Origin of the sequence: Pragia fontium DSM 5563 = ATCC 49100 (assembly GCF_900112475.1) — a bacterium.
Taxonomy (GTDB): Bacteria; Pseudomonadota; Gammaproteobacteria; order Enterobacterales; family Enterobacteriaceae; genus Pragia; species Pragia fontium.
Window position 1 is genome coordinate 297,684 of the sequence record NZ_FOLW01000001.1, and the last position, 23,922, is coordinate 321,605.

Below are 23,922 nucleotides of genomic sequence, written 5' to 3' on the forward strand. Positions count from 1 at the left end.
CACCAGCAGTACATCACGTCTTTTACATCTCGCGATAAATTTGATTACAAACGCATTCCTTTTTTATTCTGTGAAGATTCAAAATCACCGAAAAGTCATAGCAAAAGCCAGTCCCGACATCGGTAACAGCTATGAACTATCTTTTGCTATAGTTTTGCGGTAAGACGTATTCACTCAGGGCGCTGATAAATGGCAGGACAATGTGATGCCCTGCCATACAAACGCGTACTTCTGACCGAGAATATTCCCCTCGGTCAAAGACATCGCTTATTTATAAGCAATCACGAAGTTGGCGCTGGCGCTAAAGGTACCAGGAGTAACCACAGTTGCTTCATCAGCTTTCTGAACGCCTGCAGTGTAAGTCAGGGTGTTGTCGCCGTCGGCCAGACCAGTCAGGTCTAACGCGGTACCAAATTTAATACCCTTCAGGTTAATACCTAAACCATTCGCAGTACCGTTGGTTTTCAGCAGCTCTTTACCGGCGATCTGATCGGTACTATTGAAAGTAATTTGTGCCGTTTTTTTACTCAACAGGCAGTTTTTTAACTTGATTTCAAAGTTTTCGGCAGCCACTCGGCCAGCGTTGATACCAACCACAGACAGCTGATCAAAAGTTACTTTAATATCCGTACCGTCCTGACCCGACGCCAGATCGCATGGTGAATCCACCACCTCACCGGAGAACGTTACAGTGCCCTTGTTACCAGCAGCCTGCGCGCCAAATGCGATACCGCTCGCCAGTAAAGTTGCCATGGCAATTTGAGACAGTTTCATAGTTTTTTCCTTTTCCTCTAGCTAACAACGGCACAGGTTCAATCTGCGCCTCCATATATAAAGATCCTTTGCAGAATCTTTACGTTAAAAAATAATCCAAGCAGACTAAATACCTTATTCCAACCACCCTTTTTTTAAATCAAAAGTTGGCAAGAATTCGATCTTAATTTCGTCATAAACCAATGACGAAATTAAGATTCAATAAATCACGACAGTATTTGAATATCATTTTTGGAAAGAAAATGGATAGTATCCTGCCGTTTTCTCCATATTCGGCATTATACATAAAAACTAAGGATAAAAAACCACTTTTAACATTTTTAACGATCGAAAGATCTATTTATGGTGCATTGAAAAGACATTAAAACCAACAAACACCAAAAAACAACAGAAACACAGAGTTTTAGATCGAAAAAAATCAAATAATGCAAAGTAATATACTAAATTATTTTAAAATCTTAATTAAGCAATATATTTAAAATCAATGACAATATTAAATCCCATAAAAAAACAAGCATAAGAATACAATCAATTTATTTTTTTAAAAAAAATAACAATCATTAATCTCAGTTTAACAAAAAGAAACAAAACACAAATAATCATTATTTATCAATATGATAATAGAAATTCGATTATTAAAAATAAGACGGTAGTAGCAAAAGACATCGATAAAAAATCATTCAAAATAATAAAAAAACAAAAAAATCAACCCTTGATAAACAAAAAACAATAAAAACAAATAGAAAATAAAATAAAAAATTAAACTTTATAAAAACCATGAAATCCTGTATTAACGAATAATTTATATAACTTTACAATCAGGGATTGATTCTTTCAGCCCACGCATTTTCATATGATAACTAACAAAGACAGGCTAAAGCCCCTGATAAACTCAGCGTGAATAAATATGGGTATAATATCAATCCATGACATCGCCTTTTCCTATTCCAATCTATTAACCAGAGAGTCTCACTAACAATATAATGTAGGTTAACTAACTATCCTGACCCTGAGGAAATGTCTAATAATGTCAGTTCACTCACCGCACGAATAAAACAACAAAACACGACCCACTTGTCACTATCGTTTGGCTAATCATGTGTTGCAATGAGCCCAGCACTGCTGGTTAATACCCTGCTACAGGTAATGTCAGCAGGTTCATTGCAGACCGTAAAAGTTTTTACGGTCTGGATAGCAACTTGAATAATTCGGCTCGAAACGCCCGTGAAGTTGCCATGACAATTTGAGACGATGACATCGTTTTCTCCTTTTCCTCTAGCTCGCAACAACACTGACTCAATCTGCGCTTCCATATATAAAGATCCTTTGTAGAATCTTTACATTAAAAATAACCTTATTAAATTTATTGGTATTAAAAGAAAGGCCTAACCTGAAAAGTGGGCTTTCAAACGAAGCTGGGACAAAACGTGGAGGAAGAGAAACCACGTTTTGCCAGAAGAGAGGTCAACAGGGACAAACAAAGAAGGGATGACGCCAAGACAGGCAACATATGCATATTAATGCCGGAAAGCGATTAAGACAGCTTAAATGCTATACCGATAAGACTTATATCTAATCAATCACAACAGCGAAAAAACGTTGCTTAATGGAGACTATCAGCAACGATTCACCGTATTCCAGCAAACCGCTGACTATATGGTAACGGCATTGCTCCATCTCTTATTAATCGTGTGTTGCAATTAGCCAAGCACTGCCAGTGACGACACCGCTGCCGGTAATCTGGGAAAGTTCACTGCTGCCCGTAAGGGTTTTTGATGTCTGAATCTCTGCATGAATACTTCGGCCGGAAGCACCGGTTTGCGGATCGGTAATGGTCAACTTAGACACCGCCCCCGTTTTTCCTGCTGCATCTTTCAAGGGTAATGCACCATTACTGTTAGCCTCATAGCTCAACGTAAACGTCGCCTTAACCGGCGCATTGCAAGTATAAGTAATCGGCGCTGTCGTTCGATGGGATGATAAACCAACCGGCACTGTACCATGATTTAAGGTCAGGACTGTCGGATTCACAGTACACGAGGTGGATAACGCTATCGTTCCCCCCATCAGCATATACGGAATGGCATAAGCCTTCTGGCGGGCACCATTTCGGTGCGCCAAAACCATAAACATATCCCCAATGGCATGGAAGGAAAAGTAATTAAATTATCAATAGGACGATGTTTGAGATAAAAAGACAGGGTAACGGGAAAAGCCCACCACAGTAAATTGGCTTCTCGATAACGCTCCTGTACTACACTGCTGGAACAAATTGTTGAATATTTCTCTTCATAATTACCCAGTGAATTACTATTCGTCAGAACCACCGACATGGATAAATTCTCATTAATCCGATAACTCCGCTTTCAAGATCTATCGGCAAATCAATCTACATATAGTGATATGCATCACCAGCAGGCAAATTTCCAGGTCCGCAATCCATGGTTCCAGAGACCGTATCCCTTTTGATTACGTGCTGAAATATCAGCCCAGTATCCGTCTCTGCCACCCCACTAATAGTCACCTTAGCAATAGCCGTCTTAGCGATAACGTTATAATTGGCAAAAGCTGACCTAAAACTCAGTAAGCCGAGCAATAAACCCTAGCCCCCACACGGTGAGGTATTTTATTTTGCCTGTTTCATTCATCTGTTTATTCTCCATATCCCTTTTATCGGGAATATTTTCACTACATCTCACTACATACAACAGGCAAATAACGATACACCGGCGCTAAATTCTCAGCCCGCCACGACAGTGTGCCATCCTGAATAACCGCTTACCCGAAAAACCATCAATACAGCTTAAATGCTATACCGATAAGCCTGGCATTGAGTGAATCACCACAGCGAGAAAACGTTGCTTAGTTGAAATTATCAGCAACTATTAACTAACGCGAAAATAGAGAACTGTCCGGCTGTTTATGCCGGTTAAGCTTTATCCAATTCCAGACTTAAAATAATTTTATTCACTCGACGTACCGGCCAACCTGATTTTCTACTGATTTCATCGGTCGACAGTCCCTGACTTAAAAAATCCATCATCATGGTTTTAACCTGATGTTCCCAACTGGTGTAAATATAGTCATTCTGAAACGTCTTGCTACAGGATGAGCACCAAAAGCGCTGCATACCTGATTTTGACTTACCATGCTTTCTGACCGATGCGCCCGAACCACAGAATTGACAAATAATATTTTTATTTAACCGTAACATCTCATCAATCACCTATTAAAAAATTATGTTTAACCTGACAACCTGGCACCTTCAGGCATCCCTCATCACCGTATTCAGGAAAACCGATGACTATATGGCACCAGCATTGCTCCATCTCTTTATTAATCATGTGTCGCAATTAACCAGGCACTGCCGCTTACTGCACCGCTGCCGGTAATCTGGGAAAGTTCGCTACTGACCGTAAAGGTTTTTTCTTTCTGGATAGCCGCTTTAATCGTTCGTCCTGAGGTGCCAGTTTGCGGATCGGTAATGGTCAGCTTAGATACAGCACCGGTTCTTCCTGCCGAGTCTTTTAACGGCAGCGCGCCATTTCCGTCAGCGTCATAGCTCAGTTTAAAAGTCGCCCTTACCGACGAATCACAGGTATAAGTAATAGGGACGGACACGCGATGAGAGGCCAGACCAACTGGCACTGTCCCATGGTTTAAGACCAAAGCCGTTGGATTCACGGTACAAGTGCTGGGTAATTGTATGGTTCCCCCCATCAACACAATGGGAATAGCATAAACCTTATCCGTTACCCCTCTTGCGCCACCAAAACTACGAATATATCCCCCCAACGGCATGGCAGGAAAAGTAATCAAATTATCAATGGGACGATGTTTGACATAAAAAGACAGGGTAATAGGATAAGCATTCGCCAATTTCGAGGCAGGCTCAAATTTCGCTGAGTTATTGTTAGAACAAACCGCTGAATATTGATTATTTATCCATGTTCCTAGTGAACCATTCGCCGCCGTCGCCGACAGGGATAAATTGTCATTGATCCGATAACGACTATAATTGTCGGTATCCCTTGGCAAATCAATCAACGTATACTGATACGCCATATTAGGCGGCTCATTACGGTCACCACAATTTACCTCGCCCGATACCGTAGCGCTGCTGATAACAAACGTCGTTATCAGCCCGGTATCCACTGTCGCCTTGCCACTAATAGTTACCTGGGAGATAGCTGTAGTGGCTGTAACATTATAAATAGCAGCAGCTGGCCGGATACACATCAAACCGATGAATAACCCGAGCCCCCACATGATGAAACTTTTTATTGTGCCTGTTCTATCCATCTAATTATTCTTCCGCATTTGATCAAGGATATGTTTAGCGCATCTCACTACATATAACTGGCAAATAATGACATGTCGGCACTAAACTCCCCGCCTTCTAAGCTGATCCCATCCTGAATGACCAACCGCCCGGTTAGCGTCAATACCCCGGCTTTCATCGGAACCCATTGACCTATATTTAACGGTGTTTGATTACCCGTTAACGCAATACCGACTCCGCTCATTGAGGTGCCTAACACATTCTGTCCCATGCTACGCATCACCCCATGGGAGGTGGGTGTTAGATACATTTTTAAGCTCTTACCCACCGGTGCTCCGGCAGTACATTTAACCCTGATCCCGACCGATTTCTCGGCTTTCGCCGTACCGGCATGCTGTACCAGTACATCACCAAACGGCACTTCCAGCTTTGTTTCGCCGTTTACACCGCTCACCTGACACGCTGGCGCGACGATCACTGCACTAACGGTAATAGGCACATCCGCCTGGACTACCGCACTCGTCAGCATCAGGCTTAACAGACCTAACCCATATCGCCATCCATTTCGCATCATCATCTCCTACTGATAGTCAACTTCGACTGTGACCATCGCGCTATAGCTGTCCGCTTTCACCGCCCCCGGTGCCAAGGCATAAGCACCAAACTGGTATCGGTTAACCCCTTCCGGACCGACCTGACTGATGGGTCCGGCCTTCACTGCTTGACCCAGAGTAATTACCTGACCGGCACCATCTTCCAGACCAATCACCAAACCGGTATTGCCGCTAGTGGCTAACATCGCTACCCCGTTTACCTGTTGAGTCTGTGCACTGCTAAAGGTCAGTTTCACCGTCTTGCCCATCATGGTTGGCGTGCACCCTTTCAAGCCAAAGTAAAAGGGCGAGGTTTCCGTACGACTGTTACGGTCAAAAAAATGTAACGTTTTGGTGGGCAAAATAACTTCCTGATGGCCGCCTTCCTGCTCTAATTGACAGCTTTCCATCAACAGCACCCCGTTAAACCTCACATCCAAGTGCTTAGCCGCCCTGCTTGTTACAGAGAGCATTAAAAGCAAACAGAAACTTCCTGCTAACCATCCTCTGTTCATCAATTCGCCCACCTTGTTTAACGTGCTACGCATCGACTACCGCTGCAACGAAATGCCAGCGTAGGGCGACCACCGTAATCGTTGATATAGGTTAAATAGGGCTTGGTATAAACCGCGCTTTTCACTCGAGCACTGCCGTTCGGCCCCAGCATCACCGTCTCAAAATCCCCTTCCAGTGACTGTTTTTCACTGCCACCCAAACCAATCACCGTCACGTAATACGGGGTTGGGTTCTCTATCCGATAACCGCCACCTTCAGCATGCAACACCAATTGATCCTGCCAAACCGAACCAGGATCACGCTTCAGCGCCTTCGGTCGGTAAAACAATTTGATTTTGGTTTGCAGGGCTATCTGCAGCACATTTGGCTTGTCACTCACCGGCGGAATTTCCCGCAGGTTAAGATAAAACAGTGACTCTTTATCCTGTGGCAATTGACTCGACGCCGCCGCGGTAATACGGATCATACTTTTCGCTCCCGGCTCCAAACGTTGTACCGGCGGCGTGATCACCAATGGACCGGTCAGCAACTTATTCTGCTGCTCATCCTCCAGCCAAGCCTGTGCCAGATAGGGCTGCTGCTGATTATCATTGCTGATATTCAGGCTGACGGACTTGCCGCCGCCATCAAACACCACCCGAGTGCGATCCAGCGTCACCGCTGCTTGACCCGATAAAGGTAAAATCAGCAAGGTGATAAAAATCCCAACGATGCGGGCGGTAATTTGTTTGTTTTTCATATCCATTCACTCACTTATTAATCACTTAATTAGATTCCAACGCCTGACAGGGTAATAGCAGATTCGATTCCCCTATCTGCGCCGGCAGGCTAACCTGACATTGCACTTTTCCAGCCCATTCCACCTTCAGCGTACTTTCTGGTGAAATACCGCTAAGCCAAGCCAGTCCTTGTTCTCCGACCAGACCCACTTCACGTCCTCGGCTGTCTCTGACGCTGGCACCAAATGGCGGATAACTGCTGTCCACCAGCCTTAACACCGCAAACACCTTAGCGCCCTGTAATACTGAAAACTTGCGATAACCAATCGCCCCTTCCGTCAGCGAGGCTTCAACCACCCCTTGAGTCGCTTCAACATTGTCCGGTAAGGTATCCAGATCGATCCGGGCGGTGGTACGGTAGTAACTGTTCACATCTCCCAGCACCCCGATCCCCCAAGCGTTACTCTTAACTCCCCGACCATCTAACGGTACGCCTGCCACCCCGTCGGTACTCAGCATCAACCTGGTACCGCCGTTATACCCGGCCGGGTGCAATGCCGCGCCCTGACCAGTCACCGTCAAACCACCACTAGCACTCAGCCCCACTGAGGAACTGCTCCGCCCGGCTACCGCCACATTAGCGCTGACTTTGGACAAGTCGCCGTTATGGGTGTACATACCATTAAATTGACCGTCGCTCGACTCTCCGCCACCACTATCAATGCCGGCATTCATACTGTAACTGTCTTTCCCCACCAGACCGTAGTACCCCACCAGCTGGCTATAGCGCCCGCTGCGACGGCTACCGTTATAGCTCACCGTGCCACTACCCAGCGGCACCGACACCATCACACTGACCATGTCGTCCTTACGTCCCTGATACTGGCTGCGGGTCACTGTGCCATTCACCGACAGGTTTCTTAAATCCAGCGATGGCAAATTAAAATAGGTGCCCACACTGCCACCAAACTGTTCGGTCTCACCCTGATCCCAGTAGGTCTGTTTTTCATAGTTCAAACTCAGTGAAAAAGCATCGAAACGCTTATTCACGTTGACCTGATAGCGTTCTTTCTGCTGACCCCGATCGCCGCCCTGATAACGCTTATCCAAATATTCCTGCATACTGAGGAATTCTTTCTCCGAGAAGCGATAACCGGCAAACGTGACATCGGTATCCAACTTGTCAAAAAATTTGGAGTAACTGAGCCGCCAGGATTTGCCTTTTTGATCCTCTTTATCAGGGAACCGCGCGGTAGTCTGGGTAACGTCCAGCGCGATGGTGCCCAACAGGAACAGATCGCGACCCACCCCTAGTGCTGCCGCCTGATAGTCTTGCGATACGGTGCCACCACCGTATACCGACCAAGCATTGCTGACCCCCCAGCTAATTTCACCGGCGACGAACGTCTGCCCTTGCAGATCGTGATCCCAAGTACTGGGGCGCCCGCCAATCAGCTGATAACGTACCTGTCCCGGTCGGGTCAGGTACGGCACCGATGCGGTAGATACGCTGAACTTTCGTTCTTCCCCATTCTGTTCAGTAATGGTGACGTCTAACGTCCCTCGAATGGCGCTGTCCAAGCTCTGAATACGAAACGGGCCTGCTGGCACAGTACTGTCATACACTTTTCTCCCCTGCTGGGTCACCGTCACCCGAGCATTGGTATTGGCCACGCCGATGATTTCCGGCGCATACTCCCTTAAACGCGGCGGTAACATCCGCTCATCACTGGCCAGCTTCATCCCGGTATAACGCCAGGAATCAAATAAGGAGGAGTTCACATAGTCTTCCCCCAGCGTTAGCGTGGACTGCAAGCTGGGTAAAGGTCGGTATAAATAAGCCCGGGTCAGGTCAAAGTTTCGTTGAGAAGTATTCTGTCGCCCGGAAACCTGGCTGTCGCTGCCCTGATAGTCGGCCCGTAATCGCCAGGCACCGGCATTCAACCCAGCGGTACCATTAAAGCTGATATCCCGCTGGCGCCGACCATCCTCAGAACGGCTGAACGAGGTATTCAAGTTATAGTCCAACAGCCCACCGGCAATACCGTGATCCCAGCGGGAAGGTGGTAGCCAGGTCGCATCGCTATACTCCAGCCAGGCCTGAGGCAGATTGACGTCCAGCGCACCGGCCCCTAAATCAGGCACCAGCGTCACCCCCGGCAGGGTGCTAAAGTCTATGCATTGATTATCATGCCAGGTGGTCAGTTTCTTAAGAGCGTCTTCAGTTAGCCCCAGCTTTTCCGCCATCTTCGGTGCCAAACAGGCCTGCGGAAGAGGATCTGAAGCTGAAACCGCATCCGTAGTAGATTGAAAGGGATAGAACGGTATCGTCATTTCATTACCCAGACTTTCCCCGTTCAATTTGATCTGTAATTGGTACTCGCCGGGCATCACATAGCCGGTCTGGGAGAAATTTGAAAAATCAATATTCGCTTTATCTTCGGCATCGAGCATATTGAGATTGAATTGGACAGCCTGTGCACTCCCTGTCATTAGCACCAACAATATCGATAACGTAATACGATTTTTTATAAACCGGGGCTGAATCTTCATCTTTTATGCAAAGTCCTTTTCATCAGCAGTGCATCACGTCTTTTACATCTCGTGGTAAAACAAATTACCAACGCATCCTTTTATTCTGCGAAAACTCAAAATAATCGAAGAGTTATAGCAAAAGACTGTCCCGGCAGCGGTAAACGTTATGGACAACTTTTTGCTATCGTTCTACTGATAAGAAGCATTCATGTTATATGTTGATAAAAATGGCAGGACCGTGTGATGCCCTGCCATACAGACGAGTTCTTCTGACCGAGAATGTTCCCCTTGGTCAAACACGTCGCTTATTTATAGGCAATCACGAAGTTGGTGCTGGCGGTAAAAGTACCGGCAGTAACTGAGGTTTCACCATCCGCTTTCTGAACGCTTGCGGTATAGGTCAGGGTGTTGTCGCCGTCGGCTAAACCAGTCAGGTCTAACGCAGTACCAAAGGTAATCCCTTTCAGGCTGATACCTAAACCAGTAGCAGTACCGTTGGTTTTCAGCAGGTTTTTATCGGCCATCAGGTCAGTACTGGTGAAAGTAATAGCCGCGGTTTTTTTACCCATAACGCAGTTTTTTAACTTGATCTCAAAGTTTTCGGTTGCCACTCGGCCACCGTTTAGTCCCGCCATAGACAGCTGGCCAAAGTCTACTTTAATATCCGTACCGTCTTGACCCGCCGACAGATCGCATGGTGAATCCACCACTTCACCGGAGAACGTCACAGTACCCTTGTTACCGGCAGCCTGAGCGCCGAATGCAATACCGCTCGCCAGTAAAGTTGCCATGGCAATTTGAGACAGTTTCATAGTTTTTTCCTTTTCCTCTAGCTCACAACGGCACAGGTTCAATCTGCGCCTCCATATATAAAGATCCTTTGTAGAACCTTTACGTCAAAATGACATCATCAGGCTAAATGCCTTATTACAACCACCCTTTAATAATTAAGGATGAGAAATAAAATCGGTATAAATCTCGCACAAAAAACAAATGAGAAATTAAACACCCATAAGGAATGACAGTATTTAAACATCATTTTTGGAAAGAAAATGGATAGTATCCTGCCGTTTCCCCTACGTTCGGCATTATACACACAAACAGGAATAAAAAACCACTAAACACACTTTTGACGATCGAATGATCTATTTAAGTCAAAAAACAAAGACGGTAAAGCCAATAATCACTAAAAATCAACAACAAAGCAGAGCTTTAGATCGAAATAAATAAGAATAACAGCGATAATATACTAAATTTTTTTTAAAATTATTCGATCAACTTATTTAAAGTTATTAAATAGCTATAAAAAACAAACAATAAAAATAATCAATATTTATCTAAAAAAAACACCATTATTATTAAAATTTATTTAACTATAATGAATAAAATAAATAAATACATTAAATTTCAAATAGATAAATAAGAATAACTCATGAAGCATTAAATTAAAAAGACACTAAAAACTCAATGAAAATCACTTCAATCATTAAAAATATAAAAAAACAACCCTTATGAAATAAAAAAACAAATCAAAGCCAACACATAAAAAAACAAAAAACACACAAAAAGAACCAAACCACCAACTCATTAGCACCCTGATAATAACGAACTCACCAATCCTATTATGATTAGTGAAATAAAAAACAGATAAAAAGTAACTTTTATAAAACCTAAAATAGAAAAATCATGACAAGCAACCCGTACAGGAAAAGCAATTTTTTAATTATTTTATATCTATGTTTTACCGAACAAACCAACACATTGTCATACAAATATCACTCAAAACAGGTTAAGTAACATTATTACAGGCCAGATGATCAAAACCGCCTTCTCTTCTAACCAATTCTTGGTTAACGCTACTGTCTGCCTCAAATCGACCTGAATACCAGATAACAATAGGCTTGCAGCCTTAGTGTATTGAGAAAGGCTCTGCCGATATCGGTTATCCCTCCTCACGAAGGAAATACCGGTGTTACGGCAAAACTGATGGAAGACAATCGATGAAAAACGCTCAGTCACACACCGCTGAGCCATTTTATTTTGCCCATAGCGTAAAAAAACGCCTGATGTAAAACATCAGGCGTTTCAGATTGTTGATAAAGTACTCATATACGCAATCGTCGGGAGAGACGGGTGTGGGGGGCGTAGCGGGCTTGCCCGCCGGAGTGCCCGTAACCCGGCTAGGCACGACGCACGCTAAAGTTGAATACTGATGTCCTTCCGGCTGAGCACTTAGGTGATATTCACTCAAGATTTTTACAGCCGAAACAACCATTGATGCTGATTAAAAAGTTTGCCAGCAGCCTCAAACGCCTGATGTAAAACATCAGGCGTTTAATGATTGAATTGCGCAGGTCAGTCCAGAACTAACTCAGAAAATAAAACCCATTAATGTTCCCGGGTTTTACGGAACATAATATCCAGATATCGCTCTTGCGTTAGGTTTAGATTAACCATAGTTGGTGCGATATAGCTCAGGTTATCACCACCGTCTAATGGTTACGTTTAGTTAGTGCTTACGCTTAAACTCTTCCAGCGTTTCCTATTGCCACTCTCCATCCAACAAGCAATAGATACGTTAAGTAAGCTCACTTATGGGGATTAAAAGGAATGCTTAACCTGACTAGCAGGCTTTCAAACGAGACTAGAGCAAAACGTGGAATAAGATAAATCACGTTTTGCCTGACGGTAGATCGAGAGGAATGAACAGCTACAGGAATAATAGCAAGGCTGACAACAAATGCATGTTAATGCCGGAAAGCTATCAATACACCTTAAAGGCGATACCGATAAGCCTTGCGTCTAACCAATCACAACGGCGAGAAAACGCTGCTTAGCTGAGATAATCAGCAACGATTAACGTGAAAATAGAGAAGAGACGGGCTATTTACGCCAGTTAATCTTTATTTAACTTAAGACTTGAAATCATTTTCTTCACCCGTCGTGCAGGCCAACCCGATTTTTTACTGATTTCATCGGTTGACAGCCCCTGACTTAAAAAATCAACCATCATGGTTTTAGCCTGCTGCTCCCAACCGGTATAAATATAATCATTCTGAAATGTCCGGCTACAGAATGAACACCAAAAACGTTGTATACCCGCTCTTGACTTACCGTGCTTTCTGACTAGTGCGCCTGAACCACAGAATTGGCAAATAGTATTTTTTTTTGACTGTAGCATCTTACCCATCATCCAATAAAAATTAGGTTTAGCCTGACAATATCCCATCACCTTATGCCATCATGCCTATAGATATCAGCCAGAGGCATATCGCTATATATTGATTGATTAATTATGCACCGCAGTTAACCAGGCGCTGCCCGTGAATGCACCATTGCCGATAGTTTGAGAAAGTTCGCTGCTAACTGTAAAAGTCTTCTCAGTCTGAATCTTTGTTTTAATGGTGGTGCCTGATGCATTGGTTTGCGGATCGGTAATGGTCAACTTGGACACTGCGCCAGTTAGCCCTTTCGCATCTTTCAACGGCAAATAACCATCCCCGTTAGCCTCATATTCTATTGATAATGTCGCATCCACAGGTGAATCACAGGTATAAGTAATAGGTGTCGAGGTGCGATGGGATGGTGTGCCACTCGGCAATATTCCATGGTCTATTACCAACGCAGTCGGATTCGCGGTACAGCTATTTTTTAACTGCAGTGTGCCCCCCTCCAACCGAATTGGAATGGCATACTTCTTCGACTCGAGTCCTTGTGGCCCACCGAAACTGCGAAGATACCCCCCTAAAATCATTGTTGGAAAGGTAATCACATTATCAATAGGGCGACTTTCGAGATAAAAGTTTAATTCAATAGGAAAAGCAACCGACATGTAATCGGCCTCGACACTTGCTACGATCCCCGGCCCCATATCGCTAGAACACCCCCTTGCATATGCATTTATCCATTGACCTAATGAATTATTAGCCGCCGTCGCAGAAAAGGATAAGTTTTTATTAATCATATAGCGGCCTGCGCTATTTTTCGGTAAATCAATCAAGGTATAGTGCCATGCCTTATACGCATCCCCATTTGCTGGTCCACAATTTACTATGCCACTCACCGTATATGCATCGATAATAAACTTCGATATATAGCCAACACCCGCCGAAACATTGCCTTTAATAGTTACTCTGGAAATAGCGCTGTCAGCGACAGCATTGTAGGCAGCAACAGCCGGTCTCATCGCCATCAAACCGATGGATACCCAGAGCCCCAACACTGTGAAGTATCTTATTTTGCTTGTTCTGCCCATTTGTTCATTCTCCAGATACATTTAACCTCTCCCTTTCCACCGGCTCACTACATATAGGTGGCAAACAATGACGCACTGGCACTAAATTCCCCACCGACTTCCACATTAGTGCCATCTTGCATAACCAACTGCCCGGTGAGCCTAAATAGTCCGGCTTGTATCGGCAGTCCTTGACCAATATTGAACGGTCTTTGAGCATTCGTTAATGCAATACCCACTCCAGTCATTGACGTACCCAGCACATTCTGTCCAAGAGCTGGCACAATTCCATAGGACGTTGGCGTAAAATACATTTTCAAGCTCTTACCCGCTGGTGGGCCGCCACTACACGTGACCCTGATATTCACCGACTGTTCCGCTTTGGCAGTACCCACATACTGAAATGCGACATCGCCAAATGGCATCTCCAGCTGGGTTTCTCCGTTTTCACCCGATACTTGACACGCCGGTTCCAGTAGCGTCACTTTTACTGTAACAGGCACATCCGCCTGTACTGCGCCACTCGCTAACATCAAACTCAGCAGGCCATATAATCCATATCGCTGGCTATTTAGTCGCATGATTCTCTCCTACTGATAATCCACTTCAAATGTAACCGTCGCACTATAGCTACCCGCCTTCACCGCCCCCGGAGCCAGAGCATATGCAGCAAACTGGAATCGGTTAACCCCCACCGGACCAACCTGACTAATGCTTCCAACGTTTACCGCTTGACCCAGCGTTATTGCCTGACCGGCACCGTCTTCCAAACCAATCACCAGACCGGTATTGCCGCTGGTGGCTAACATAGCCACCCCATTCACCAGTTGAGTCTGCGCACTGCTAAAGGTCAATTTCACCACTTTTCCCATTGTGCTTGAGGTACAGCCGATCAAACCAAGGGTAAACGGCGTGCTTTCGGTACGTGTCTGGCGATCAAAAAAATGTAGCGTTTTAGTGGGTAAGGGGATCTCCTGATAACCACCCACCGAATCAAATTCGCAACTTTGCGCCAGCAACCTCCCGTTAAAGACCACATTCAGATTGTCGTCCGCTCGGCTCGCTAAAGAGAGCAGCAAAAGTAGGCAGACACTTAATCCCATCCATCTCCTGTTCATCAGCCCTCTCCCCCTGTTTAGCGAGCCACGCACCGACTACCGTTGCAACGAAATGCCAGCGTAGGACGCCCACCGTAATCATTGATATAAGTTAAATAGGGTTTGCCATAAGCCGCACTTTTCACTTTGACACTGCTATTTGGTGACAGCATCACCGTCTCAAAGTCCCCTTCCAGTGACTGCTTCTCACTGCCACCCAGTCCGATCACCGTGATGTAATACGGCGTTGGATTCTCTATCCGATAACCGCCACCCTCAGTATGCAAGACCAGTTGATCTTGCCAAACTGAACCGGGATCGCGCTTCAGCGCCTTTGGCCGATAAAACAGTTTAATTTTGGTTTGCAGCGCTATCTGCAGCACATTTGGCTTGTCGCTCACCGGCGGAATTTCCCGCAGGTTCAGATAGAATAGAGACTCTTTATCCTGTGGTAATTGACCGGATGCCGCGGTAATGCGGATCATACTCTTCGCCCCGGGCTCCAGCCGTTGGACCGGCGGTGTGATCACCAAAGGGCCGGTCAACAACTTATTTTGCTGTGCATCTTCCAGCCAAGCCTGAGCCAGATAAGGCTGCTGCTGATTATCATTGCTGATATTCAAACTGACGGACTTGCTGCCACCATCAAAAACTACCCGAGTGCGATCCAGCGTCACTGCAGCCTGACCGGATAAAGGTAAGATCAGCAAGGTGATAAAAAATCCAACAAGTCGGGCTGTAATCTGTTTATTTCTCATATTAATTAACTCACTTATCATTTACTTATCATTCACTTAATTAGATGCCGTCACCGGACAAGGTAATAACAGATTCGATTCCCCTATCTGTGCCGGTAGGCTAACCTGACATTGCACTTTTCCAGCCCATTCCACCGTCAGCATACCCTCTGGTGAAATACCACTGAGCCATGCCAGTCCCTGCTCTCCCACCAGACCGACTTCACGTCCCCGGTGGTCTCTGACGCTGGCGCCAAACGGCGGATAACTGCTGTCCGCCAGCCTTAACACTGCAAAAACCTTGGCGCCCTGCAACACCGAAAAACGGCGAAAGCCAATCGCCCCTTCCGTCAGCGCCGCTTCCACCACGCCCTGCATCGCTTCAACATCATCCGGCAAGGTATCCAAATCTATTCGGGCGGTGGTGCGGTAATAACTGTTCACATCCCCCAGCACCCCGATCCCCCAGGCGTTACTCTTAACACCCAGTCCGTCTAACGGCACGCCCGCAACCCCATCGGTACTCAACATCAGCCGGGTACCACCGTTATACCCGGCCGGGTGCAATGCCGCGCCCTGACCAGTCACCGTCAAACCACCGCTGGCGCTCAGACCTAATGATGAGTTTCCCCGGCTGGCAAAAGCCACATTACCGCTGACTCTGGCCAAATCGCCATTGTGGGTGTACATGCCATTAAATTGCCCCGTGGTTGAGTCATTCCCGCCGCTGTCAATGCCGGCATTCATGCTGTAGCTGTCCTGACCAACTAATCCGTAATACCCCATCTGTTGGCTATAACGCCCACGGCTACGGCTACCGTTATAGCTCACTGTTCCACTACCCAACGGCACCGATATCATCACACTAACCATGTCATCTTGACGCCCCTGATACTGGCTGCGGGTCACCGAACCACTCACCGATAAATTTCTTAAATCCAGCGATGGCAGGTTAAAGTATGTGCCTACGCTGCCACCAAACTGTTCGGTATCTCCCCGATCCCAGTAGGTCTGGCGCTCATAGTTCAGCCCCAGCGAAAAGGCATCGAAACGCTTATTCACGTTCACCTGATAGCGCTCTTTCTGCCGGCCACGATCGCCACCCTGATAACGCTTATTCAGATACTCCTGCATACTGAGGAAGTTTTTCTCCGAGAAGCGATAGCCAGCAAACGTCACGTCCGCATCCATCTGGTCAAAAAACTTGGAGTAACTGAGCCGCCAGGATTTACCTTTCAGTTCTTCTTTATCAGGGAACCTCGCGGTGGTCTGAGTAACGTCCAGTGCAACAGTGCCCAACATGAACAAATCGCGTCCCACCCCCAATGCAGCCGCTTGATAGTCTTGCGAGACCGTGCCGCCACCGTAGACTGACCAGGCATTGCTGACTCCCCAACTGATTTCGCCGGCGACGAACGTCTGCCCTTGCAGGTCGTGATCCCAGGTACTCGGTCGCCCGCCAATCAACTGATAACGCACCTGCCCAGGTCGAGTCAGGTAGGGAACCGATGCAGTGGACACACTAAACTTACGCTCTTCGCCATTCTGTTCAGTAATAGTGACGTCCAGCGTGCCGCGAATGGCACTGTCCAGGCTCTGAATACGAAACGGGCCTGCTGGTACGACACTGTCATATACTTTTCGGCCCTGCTGGGTGACCGTTACTCGAGCATTGGTATTAGCCACGCCGATAATTTCCGGCGCATAATCCCTCAAGCGCGGCGGTAACATCCGCTCATCGCTGGCCAGCTTCATCCCGGTGTAGCGCCAGGAATCAAACAGGGAGGAGTTAACATAGTCTTCCCCCAGCGTCAGCGTGGACTGCAGGCTCGGCAAGGGGCGATACAAATAGGCTCGGGTCAGATCAAAGTTTCGTTGAGAATAACTCTGTCGCCCGGAAACCTGACTATCTCGGCCCTGATAGTCTGCTCGTAAACGCCAAGCACCGGCATTCAATCCGGCGGTACCGTTAAAGCTGATGTCCCGTTGGCGCTGACCGTCCTTAGAACGGCTAAATGAGGTATTCAGGTTATAGTCCAGCAGCCCGCCGGCAATACCGTTATCCCAGCGGGAATGTGGCACCCAGGTTGCATCGCTGTACTCCAGCCAGGCCTGAGGCAAATTGATTTCCAACGCAGCGGCCCCCAGATTTGGGGTCAGCATTACTCCTGGCAGGGCACTAAAGTCTATGCATTGATTATCATGCCAGGTGGTCAATTTCTGGCGGGCAGCATTGGTCAACCCCAGTTTTTCCGCCATCTCAGGTGCTAAACAGGCCTGAGGCAGTTCATCCGAGTCTGAAGCTGAAGTCAGATCCGTTGCGGATTGAAAGGGATAAAACGGTATCACCATCTCATTGCCCAGACTTTCCCCGTTCAATTTGACCTGTAATTGGTACTCACCGGGCATCACATAGCCGGTCTGGGAAAAATTTGAAAAATCAATATTCGCTTTATCTTCGGCATTGAGCATATCGAGATTGAATTTGACAGCCTGTGCATTTCCCGTCACTAGCATCAATAATATCGATAACGTAATACGATTTTTTATAAACTGGGGCTGAGTTGTCATCTTTTATTCAAAGTCCTTTTTACCAGCAATACATCATGTCTTTTACATCTCGTGGTAAACCGAATTACAAATACATCCTTTTATTCTGTGAGTACTCAAAATCACTGAAGAGTCATAGCAAAAACCTGAGCCAACATGGGTAACCGTCATGGACAACTTTTTGCTATAGCTCTGCGGTAAGTAACGTTCACGCGTGGTGCTGATAAAATGGCAGGACAGTGTGATGTCCTGCCATACAAACGAGTTCTTCTGACCGAGCGTTTCCGCTACGGTTAAAGATGTCGCTTATTTATAAGCAATTTCGAAGTTAGCGCTGGCGGTAAATGCCCCCGCAGTAACATCGGTGGCTTCATCGGCTTTCTGAACACCGGCAATGTAAGTCAAAGTCTGATCGCCGTTGGCCAAGCCATTCAGTTCCAGCGCGGTACCAAAAGTAATATTATTCAGTTTGATACCTAAACCAGTTGCATCACCATTGGTTTTCAGCAGGTTTTTACCCGCGATCTGGTCAGTACTGGTGAAAGTAATCGCCGCAGTTTTTTTATCAATAACGCAGTTTTTTAACTTGATTTCAAAGTTTTTAGTTGCCACTCGGCCACCATTTAGCCCAGCAACAGACAGCTGACCAAAGTCCACTTTAATATCCGCACCGTCTTGACCCGCCGCCAGATCGCATGGTGAATCCACCACCTCACCGGAGAACGTTACAGTGCCGGTGTTACCAGCAGCCTGCGCGCCAAATGCGATACCGCTCGCCAGTAAAGTTGCCATGGCAATTTGAGACAGTTTCATAGTTTTTTCCTTTTCCTCTAGCTAACAACGGCACAGGTTCAATCTGCGCCTCCATATATAAAGATCCTTTATAGAACCTTTACGTTAAAAAATGCCGAAACCAGGCTAAAACCCTTTATTAAACACCCTTTACAAATAAGAACTTGGAAATAAAATCGGTGTGAAATACGCACTAAAAATAAACCAGGCATTAAACACACACAGTTTAAGGTGGTATTTAAATATCATCATTGGAAAGAAAATGAATTTTATCACAACACCTTCTCCATACCCGGCATTATACATAAAGAATAAGAATAAAAAACCACTATAAACACTTATAACGATCGAATGATCTATATATGTGACAATTACAAGACATAACACCAATTAAAAACCAGAAAACAACATAAGAGCAGAGTTTTAAATCGAAATAAGCAGAATTGGAGGGCATAATATACTGAACATTTTTAAAATATTATAATTTCAACTCATTTTGATTTGTTAAAATATATGATCAAAACAAAACAAGAATTTATCCACATAAATAAAGAGGCTATGTAATAAAATCAAAATAACCAATAAAATCATTAATAATCAATTGCATATAAACAGAAAAACCATGAAAAACAACATTTGAAATAATAAAAAACCTTAATTAAAGATTCTCTCGCTCTTAAAAACACAAGATGAAAAATCAAAAAAACACACATCCAGCAAAACAATACACGCAAAAAATAAAAAACAAAAAACAAAAAACCAACCGATTAAAAATAAAACAAAAATATTATTTCACCTATAAACCGATGATTAAATCAACATATTACTATGCAAAACCAGCTGGAACGGGCCAAATAGCGTTATTACCGAATCCCCGTCAGAACGTTTATACCCTTAATCAATTTAATGTTTATCTAACAACGCCAGTTCAAAGCTATGGATAATGAACTACCGCCTTAAACCAACCTAAAGGCCAGATAAAAATAGGCTCTACCAAGTAACTTATGCCTCTCTATCCACCAAGAGTCCTCACCAGCCAAGCTGATTAAGTCATATGACGGATTAGGGTGCTAATGATGTTGGTTACCCCAAGGAACACGAGAAATTGCAGTGTTGCAGTGTTGCAGTGTTGCAGCAAAAATTATGGAAGAGAATCGATGAAAAACCGCTCGGTCACACACCAGGAAGCTATTTTATTTTGCCCATAGCGTAAAAAAACGCCTGATGTAAAACATCAGGCGTTTCAGATTGTTGATAAAGTACTAATATACGCAATCGTCGGGAGAGACGGGTGTGGGGGGCGTAGCGGGCTTGCCCGCCGGAGTGCCCGTAACCCGGCTAGGCACGACGCACGCTAAAGCTGAATACTGATGTCCTTCCGGCTGAGCACTTAGGTGATATTCACTCAAGATTTTTACAGCCGGAACAACCATTGATGCTGATTAAAAAGTTTGTCAGCAGCCTTAAACGCCTGATGTAAAACATCAGGCGTTTAATGATTAAATTGCGCTGGTCAGTCAGGAACTAACTCAGAAGATAAAACCCATTAATGTTCCCGGGTTTTACGGAACATAATATCCGGATAGCGCTCTTGCGTTAGATTTAGGTTAACCATGGTTGGTGCGATATAGCTCAGGTTATCACCACCGTCTAATGCTACGTTTAGTTCGTTTTTACGTTTAAACTCTTCCAGCTTTTTCGCATCATCACACTCAATCCAACGAGCGGTAGATACGTTCACGGATTCATAAATCGCTTCAACGTTATATTCAGACTTCAGACGGGCAACCACCACGTCAAACTGCAGCACGCCCACCGCTCCAACAATCAGATCGTTATTGGCAATAGGACGGAAAACCTGAACCGCACCTTCTTCCGATAGCTGTACTAAGCCTTTTAATAGCTGCTTCTGCTTTAATGGATCTTTCAGGCGAATACGACGGAATAGCTCTGGGGCAAAGTTAGGAATACCGGTGAACTTCATATCTTCACCCTGAGTGAAGGTATCGCCGATTTGGATAGTACCGTGATTATGTAATCCGATAATATCGCCCGGATAAGCCTCTTCAACATGAGAGCGATCGCCAGCCATAAAGGTTAGCGCATCAGAAATCACCACATCTTTACCAATCCGTACCTGACGCAGTTTCATGCCTTTTTCATAGGTACCCGAAACGACACGCAGAAACGCCACACGGTCTCGGTGTTTAGGATCCATATTGGCCTGAATTTTAAACACAAAACCGCTGAACTTCTCTTCTGAAGCGATAACTTCACGCACATTGGTTTTACGCGGCATAGGTGCCGGAGCCCAGTCAACCAACCCATCCAGCATATGATCGACGCCAAAGTTACCCAAAGCGGTGCCAAAGAATACCGGCGTCAATTCACCAGCAAGGAATGACTCCAGCTCAAACTCCGGCGATGCACCTCTTACCAGCTCCAGTTCTTCACGTAGCTGAGCGGCCAGTTCTTCACCAACGGCCGTATCCAGTTCAGGATTATCCAATCCTTTAACTATACGGACTTCCTGAATCGTATGCCCTTTACCGCTCTGATACAGATAGGTTTCATCTTTATATAAATGATAAACCCCTTTAAACAGCTTACCGCAGCCAATTGGCCAGGTGACCGGTGAACACATGATCTTCAGTTCGTTTTCCACTTCATCCAGCAACTCCATAGGGTCGCGGATATCACGGTCCAGCTTGTTCATAAAGGTTAAAATCGGCGTATCGCGCAAGCGGGTTACTTCCATCAGCTTACGGGTACGATCTTCTACACCTTTGGCCGCATCAATCACCATTAAACAGCAGTCAACCGCGGTTAAAGTCCGGTAGGTATCTTCCGAGAAATCTTCGTGTCCGGGAGTATCCAGCAGGTTAACCAGCGATGATTTATAAGGGAACTGCATCACCGAGGTGGTAATAGAAATACCGCGCTGCTTTTCCATCTCCATCCAGTCAGATTTAGCATGCTGGTTGGAACCACGGCCTTTAACCGTTCCCGCCGTTTGGATTGCCTGTCCAAATAACAATACTTTTTCAGTAATGGTCGTTTTACCCGCATCGGGGTGGGAAATAATAGCAAACGTGCGTCGGCACGCTATTTCCGCGGCTCTTGAAGTTTCTTTCATTTATGTAATCTCAGATATGTACAAACCTGTGTACATAAAACCATGTTCGAATGGGTGCAATGGGGGTGGATTTTACACAGATGAGAATCGAAAGGATACTAAAAACCCGCTAACGGGAATCGTTGCGGGCTTTAAAGCGCCTATTGCATCAAAATATTATCCTAATAGCCATAGCGATACTTTCGCCGCTAGGTAAATGCCTAAACCAAACACCAAATGCGTTATCATGCTACGAATTCGAGCGATATTTGGTGCTGGCGTTTTTGCAGCAGCAATCCCAAAACCAAAGGCCGGCTGCATAACAAAAAAAGGCGCTACTACGCTGACTATGCCAGTAATGAGCGCTGGAATCAGCGTTGGCTGATAGAGCCATTTCGAGCCGACCACAATAGTTAGTAGAGCGGCTAACATGACGCCAATCAAATAGTGAGCGACCCAACCAATAATATGCTCACCTGTAATTCTGCCACTGGTCAGAATCGTCGTATGATAAAATCGACCGCGTGCTATCCAACCAAGCCAACGACCGACCAGCGCATAATCTAATGACGTAATACCCCATAAAACCCGCTGTATTCGCGCCCAAAGATCCATACACAAAGTGGCTCCAACGCCAATAAAAACGATGCGTATTAAGATATCAATAAAGTCATTCATAATATTCAGCATCCAGCAGTACACAGAATAGTCAATCCTGCTGGTTTAATCTGCCCCTCGGCTAATGTAAGGTATCAAACATCCTACTACTTAAAGTTCACTTGAGGTCAAGTATGAAACAGCTGGATATTGCACAAGTGACGAAACAGTGTGGTTTGCCCCCTTCAACTCTGCGTTTTTATGAAGAGAAGGGGCTAATTCAATCCATTGGCCGCAAAGGTTTACGTCGGCAATACCATGAGAATGTACTACAACGACTGGCGCTGATCGCTTTAGGTCAGTCCGCCGGTTTTTCTCTGACGGAGATCGCTGGCATGTTTAATCAACAAGGGGAACCGGCCCTCGATCGAGAAATGCTGGCGGCAAAAGCTAACGAGATAGGTAAAACCATACAGCGCCTTAGTGCAATACGTGATGGATTAAACCATGCGGCAAACTGTCCGGCTCCCAATCATATGCAATGCCCGGCATTTCAAAAGATGCTCAAAGCGGCTGGAACAAAAAGCACACTATAAAAGAAGAGCATTCACCGTCGCCCTCTTTCTTTATCCAAACAGAATTTGTTTATCGCCCATGCTAAAACAGAAAACAGGCAAAATAACGCCATCGGATAAATGCCGATTATGATGAATTAAAGCCCGCTATAACTATAGCGCTTGTCAGTTAAGCTTAATGACAGCGCTCAATAGAAAGGTCAAAAGATAAAACTCACCGATTGCATTTTCTTAACTGACAAGCATGATGAATAAGACCGTCTATATTTTCTTCATCTCTTCCTCAATTAACCTATATCCCCATTGACGATACCCGTCAGCACTAAAAAATTAGCCGTCTAGCTATTTAATCTCTATATTAAGAGAGTGTTTTTAGCGCGATATCACCAATAGATTGGAGATTGGATGAACCAGCGCGACGGTTTTCATTAACCGTTTTCACCAGAGATATTCATCAATCATTAAGGAGTATGGGAATGAAGATTGCGAAGTTAATAACAACCCTATTTGGCGCTATTGTGATGACTATAGCCGTCGCAGGTTGTTCACCAACGGCTAAAACCGAAGGTACCGGCGGTTATATTGATGACTCAGTGTTAACCACCAAAGTTAAAACTGCGCTGTTAGGTGAAAAAAATATTCGTTCAACTCAAATCAGCGTCACTACCTTTAAAGGTAAAGTTCAGCTAAGTGGTTTTGTTCGCTCCGCTGAAGAAGCTCAGGCCGCTGTTAATGCAGCAAAAACCGTGGTTGGCGTCCATTCCGTTGAAAACTCACTGCTCGTTAAGTAGTGACTTTGTCATATT

The 23,922-nt window shown here is 45.3% G+C and carries 22 protein-coding genes and 1 pseudogene; 3 read left to right on the forward strand and 20 right to left on the reverse strand.

Going from position 1 to position 23,922, the window contains the following annotated elements:
- Positions 1 to 267: 267 nt before the first annotated feature.
- From BMZ28_RS01355 to BMZ28_RS01435, 18 genes and pseudogenes are all read right to left on the reverse strand, one after another.
- On the reverse strand, positions 268 to 774 hold the full coding sequence (locus BMZ28_RS01355; protein ID WP_047780038.1) for a fimbrial protein: 507 nt from the start codon (positions 772 to 774) through the stop codon (positions 268 to 270).
- 1,091 nt (positions 775 to 1,865) lie between these two features.
- Entirely contained in the window at positions 1,866 to 2,087 is a 222-nt protein-coding gene (locus BMZ28_RS01360) for a hypothetical protein (protein WP_074820210.1), read from the reverse strand.
- Between the two features lie 370 nt (positions 2,088 to 2,457).
- Positions 2,458 to 2,901, reverse strand: a complete 444-nt coding sequence (locus BMZ28_RS01365) for an MrpH family fimbial adhesin (RefSeq protein ID WP_074820212.1) — start codon at positions 2,899 to 2,901, stop codon at positions 2,458 to 2,460.
- An 802-nt stretch (positions 2,902 to 3,703) separates the two neighbouring features.
- Positions 3,704 to 3,988 (reverse strand): IS1/IS1595 family N-terminal zinc-binding domain-containing protein, encoded by a 285-nt coding sequence (locus BMZ28_RS01370; protein ID WP_053007506.1) that lies wholly within the window; start codon positions 3,986 to 3,988, stop codon positions 3,704 to 3,706.
- A 122-nt stretch (positions 3,989 to 4,110) separates the two neighbouring features.
- Entirely contained in the window at positions 4,111 to 5,076 is a 966-nt protein-coding gene (locus BMZ28_RS01375; protein WP_175474927.1) for an MrpH family fimbial adhesin, read from the reverse strand.
- Between the two features lie 47 nt (positions 5,077 to 5,123).
- A complete protein-coding gene (locus BMZ28_RS01380; RefSeq protein ID WP_074820218.1) occupies positions 5,124 to 5,627 on the reverse strand; it encodes a fimbrial protein in 504 nt (167 codons plus the stop codon).
- A 9-nt stretch (positions 5,628 to 5,636) separates the two neighbouring features.
- Entirely contained in the window at positions 5,637 to 6,164 is a 528-nt protein-coding gene (locus BMZ28_RS01385; RefSeq protein WP_248296081.1) for a fimbrial protein, read from the reverse strand.
- A 17-nt stretch (positions 6,165 to 6,181) separates the two neighbouring features.
- Positions 6,182 to 6,904: a fimbrial biogenesis chaperone gene (locus BMZ28_RS01390; RefSeq protein ID WP_047782494.1), complete on the reverse strand. Its 723-nt coding sequence runs from the start codon at positions 6,902 to 6,904 to the stop codon at positions 6,182 to 6,184.
- A 25-nt stretch (positions 6,905 to 6,929) separates the two neighbouring features.
- Positions 6,930 to 9,437, reverse strand: a complete 2,508-nt coding sequence (locus BMZ28_RS01395) for a fimbria/pilus outer membrane usher protein (protein ID WP_074820222.1) — start codon at positions 9,435 to 9,437, stop codon at positions 6,930 to 6,932.
- A gap of 287 nt (positions 9,438 to 9,724) precedes the next feature.
- Positions 9,725 to 10,231 carry a fimbrial protein gene (locus BMZ28_RS01400; RefSeq protein ID WP_074820224.1) on the reverse strand — a complete coding sequence of 169 codons (507 nt, stop codon included), beginning with the start codon at positions 10,229 to 10,231 and terminating at the stop codon, positions 9,725 to 9,727.
- Between the two features lie 1,576 nt (positions 10,232 to 11,807).
- Positions 11,808 to 11,915 (reverse strand): annotated as a pseudogene (locus tag BMZ28_RS17705) (peptide chain release factor 3); the annotation flags it as partial.
- 400 nt (positions 11,916 to 12,315) lie between these two features.
- Positions 12,316 to 12,600 carry an IS1/IS1595 family N-terminal zinc-binding domain-containing protein gene (locus BMZ28_RS01405; protein WP_126467031.1) on the reverse strand — a complete coding sequence of 95 codons (285 nt, stop codon included), beginning with the start codon at positions 12,598 to 12,600 and terminating at the stop codon, positions 12,316 to 12,318.
- A gap of 108 nt (positions 12,601 to 12,708) precedes the next feature.
- Complete coding sequence (locus BMZ28_RS01410; protein WP_074820226.1) at positions 12,709 to 13,695, reverse strand: MrpH family fimbial adhesin; 987 nt, start codon at positions 13,693 to 13,695, stop codon at positions 12,709 to 12,711.
- 26 nt (positions 13,696 to 13,721) lie between these two features.
- Positions 13,722 to 14,234 (reverse strand): fimbrial protein, encoded by a 513-nt coding sequence (locus BMZ28_RS01415; RefSeq protein WP_053007502.1) that lies wholly within the window; start codon positions 14,232 to 14,234, stop codon positions 13,722 to 13,724.
- A 9-nt stretch (positions 14,235 to 14,243) separates the two neighbouring features.
- A complete protein-coding gene (locus BMZ28_RS01420; RefSeq protein ID WP_047780032.1) occupies positions 14,244 to 14,771 on the reverse strand; it encodes a fimbrial protein in 528 nt (175 codons plus the stop codon).
- Between the two features lie 17 nt (positions 14,772 to 14,788).
- Positions 14,789 to 15,508: a fimbrial biogenesis chaperone gene (locus BMZ28_RS01425; protein WP_047782491.1), complete on the reverse strand. Its 720-nt coding sequence runs from the start codon at positions 15,506 to 15,508 to the stop codon at positions 14,789 to 14,791.
- Positions 15,509 to 15,544: 36 nt separating this feature from the next.
- On the reverse strand, positions 15,545 to 18,058 hold the full coding sequence (locus tag BMZ28_RS01430; RefSeq protein WP_074820228.1) for a fimbria/pilus outer membrane usher protein: 2,514 nt from the start codon (positions 18,056 to 18,058) through the stop codon (positions 15,545 to 15,547).
- A 285-nt stretch (positions 18,059 to 18,343) separates the two neighbouring features.
- Positions 18,344 to 18,850 carry a fimbrial protein gene (locus BMZ28_RS01435; protein ID WP_047780030.1) on the reverse strand — a complete coding sequence of 169 codons (507 nt, stop codon included), beginning with the start codon at positions 18,848 to 18,850 and terminating at the stop codon, positions 18,344 to 18,346.
- 668 nt (positions 18,851 to 19,518) lie between these two features.
- On the opposite strand from BMZ28_RS01435, the gene BMZ28_RS01440 reads away from it, so the two are divergent.
- Positions 19,519 to 19,773 (forward strand): hypothetical protein, encoded by a 255-nt coding sequence (locus BMZ28_RS01440; RefSeq protein ID WP_074820230.1) that lies wholly within the window; start codon positions 19,519 to 19,521, stop codon positions 19,771 to 19,773.
- A 602-nt stretch (positions 19,774 to 20,375) separates the two neighbouring features.
- Here BMZ28_RS01440 and prfC read toward each other — a convergent pair.
- Both prfC and BMZ28_RS01450 read right to left on the reverse strand, forming a co-directional pair.
- Positions 20,376 to 21,965 (reverse strand): peptide chain release factor 3, encoded by a 1,590-nt coding sequence (gene prfC / locus BMZ28_RS01445; protein ID WP_047780028.1) that lies wholly within the window; start codon positions 21,963 to 21,965, stop codon positions 20,376 to 20,378.
- 156 nt (positions 21,966 to 22,121) lie between these two features.
- Positions 22,122 to 22,622 carry a DUF2938 domain-containing protein gene (locus tag BMZ28_RS01450; protein ID WP_074820602.1) on the reverse strand — a complete coding sequence of 167 codons (501 nt, stop codon included), beginning with the start codon at positions 22,620 to 22,622 and terminating at the stop codon, positions 22,122 to 22,124.
- A gap of 113 nt (positions 22,623 to 22,735) precedes the next feature.
- On the opposite strand from BMZ28_RS01450, the gene BMZ28_RS01455 reads away from it, so the two are divergent.
- Together BMZ28_RS01455 and BMZ28_RS01460 are read left to right on the forward strand one after the other, a co-directional pair.
- On the forward strand, positions 22,736 to 23,137 hold the full coding sequence (locus BMZ28_RS01455) for a helix-turn-helix domain-containing protein (RefSeq protein ID WP_074820233.1): 402 nt from the start codon (positions 22,736 to 22,738) through the stop codon (positions 23,135 to 23,137).
- Positions 23,138 to 23,592: 455 nt separating this feature from the next.
- Positions 23,593 to 23,907, forward strand: a complete 315-nt coding sequence (locus BMZ28_RS01460; protein WP_047780026.1) for a BON domain-containing protein — start codon at positions 23,593 to 23,595, stop codon at positions 23,905 to 23,907.
- Positions 23,908 to 23,922 lie beyond the last annotated feature (15 nt).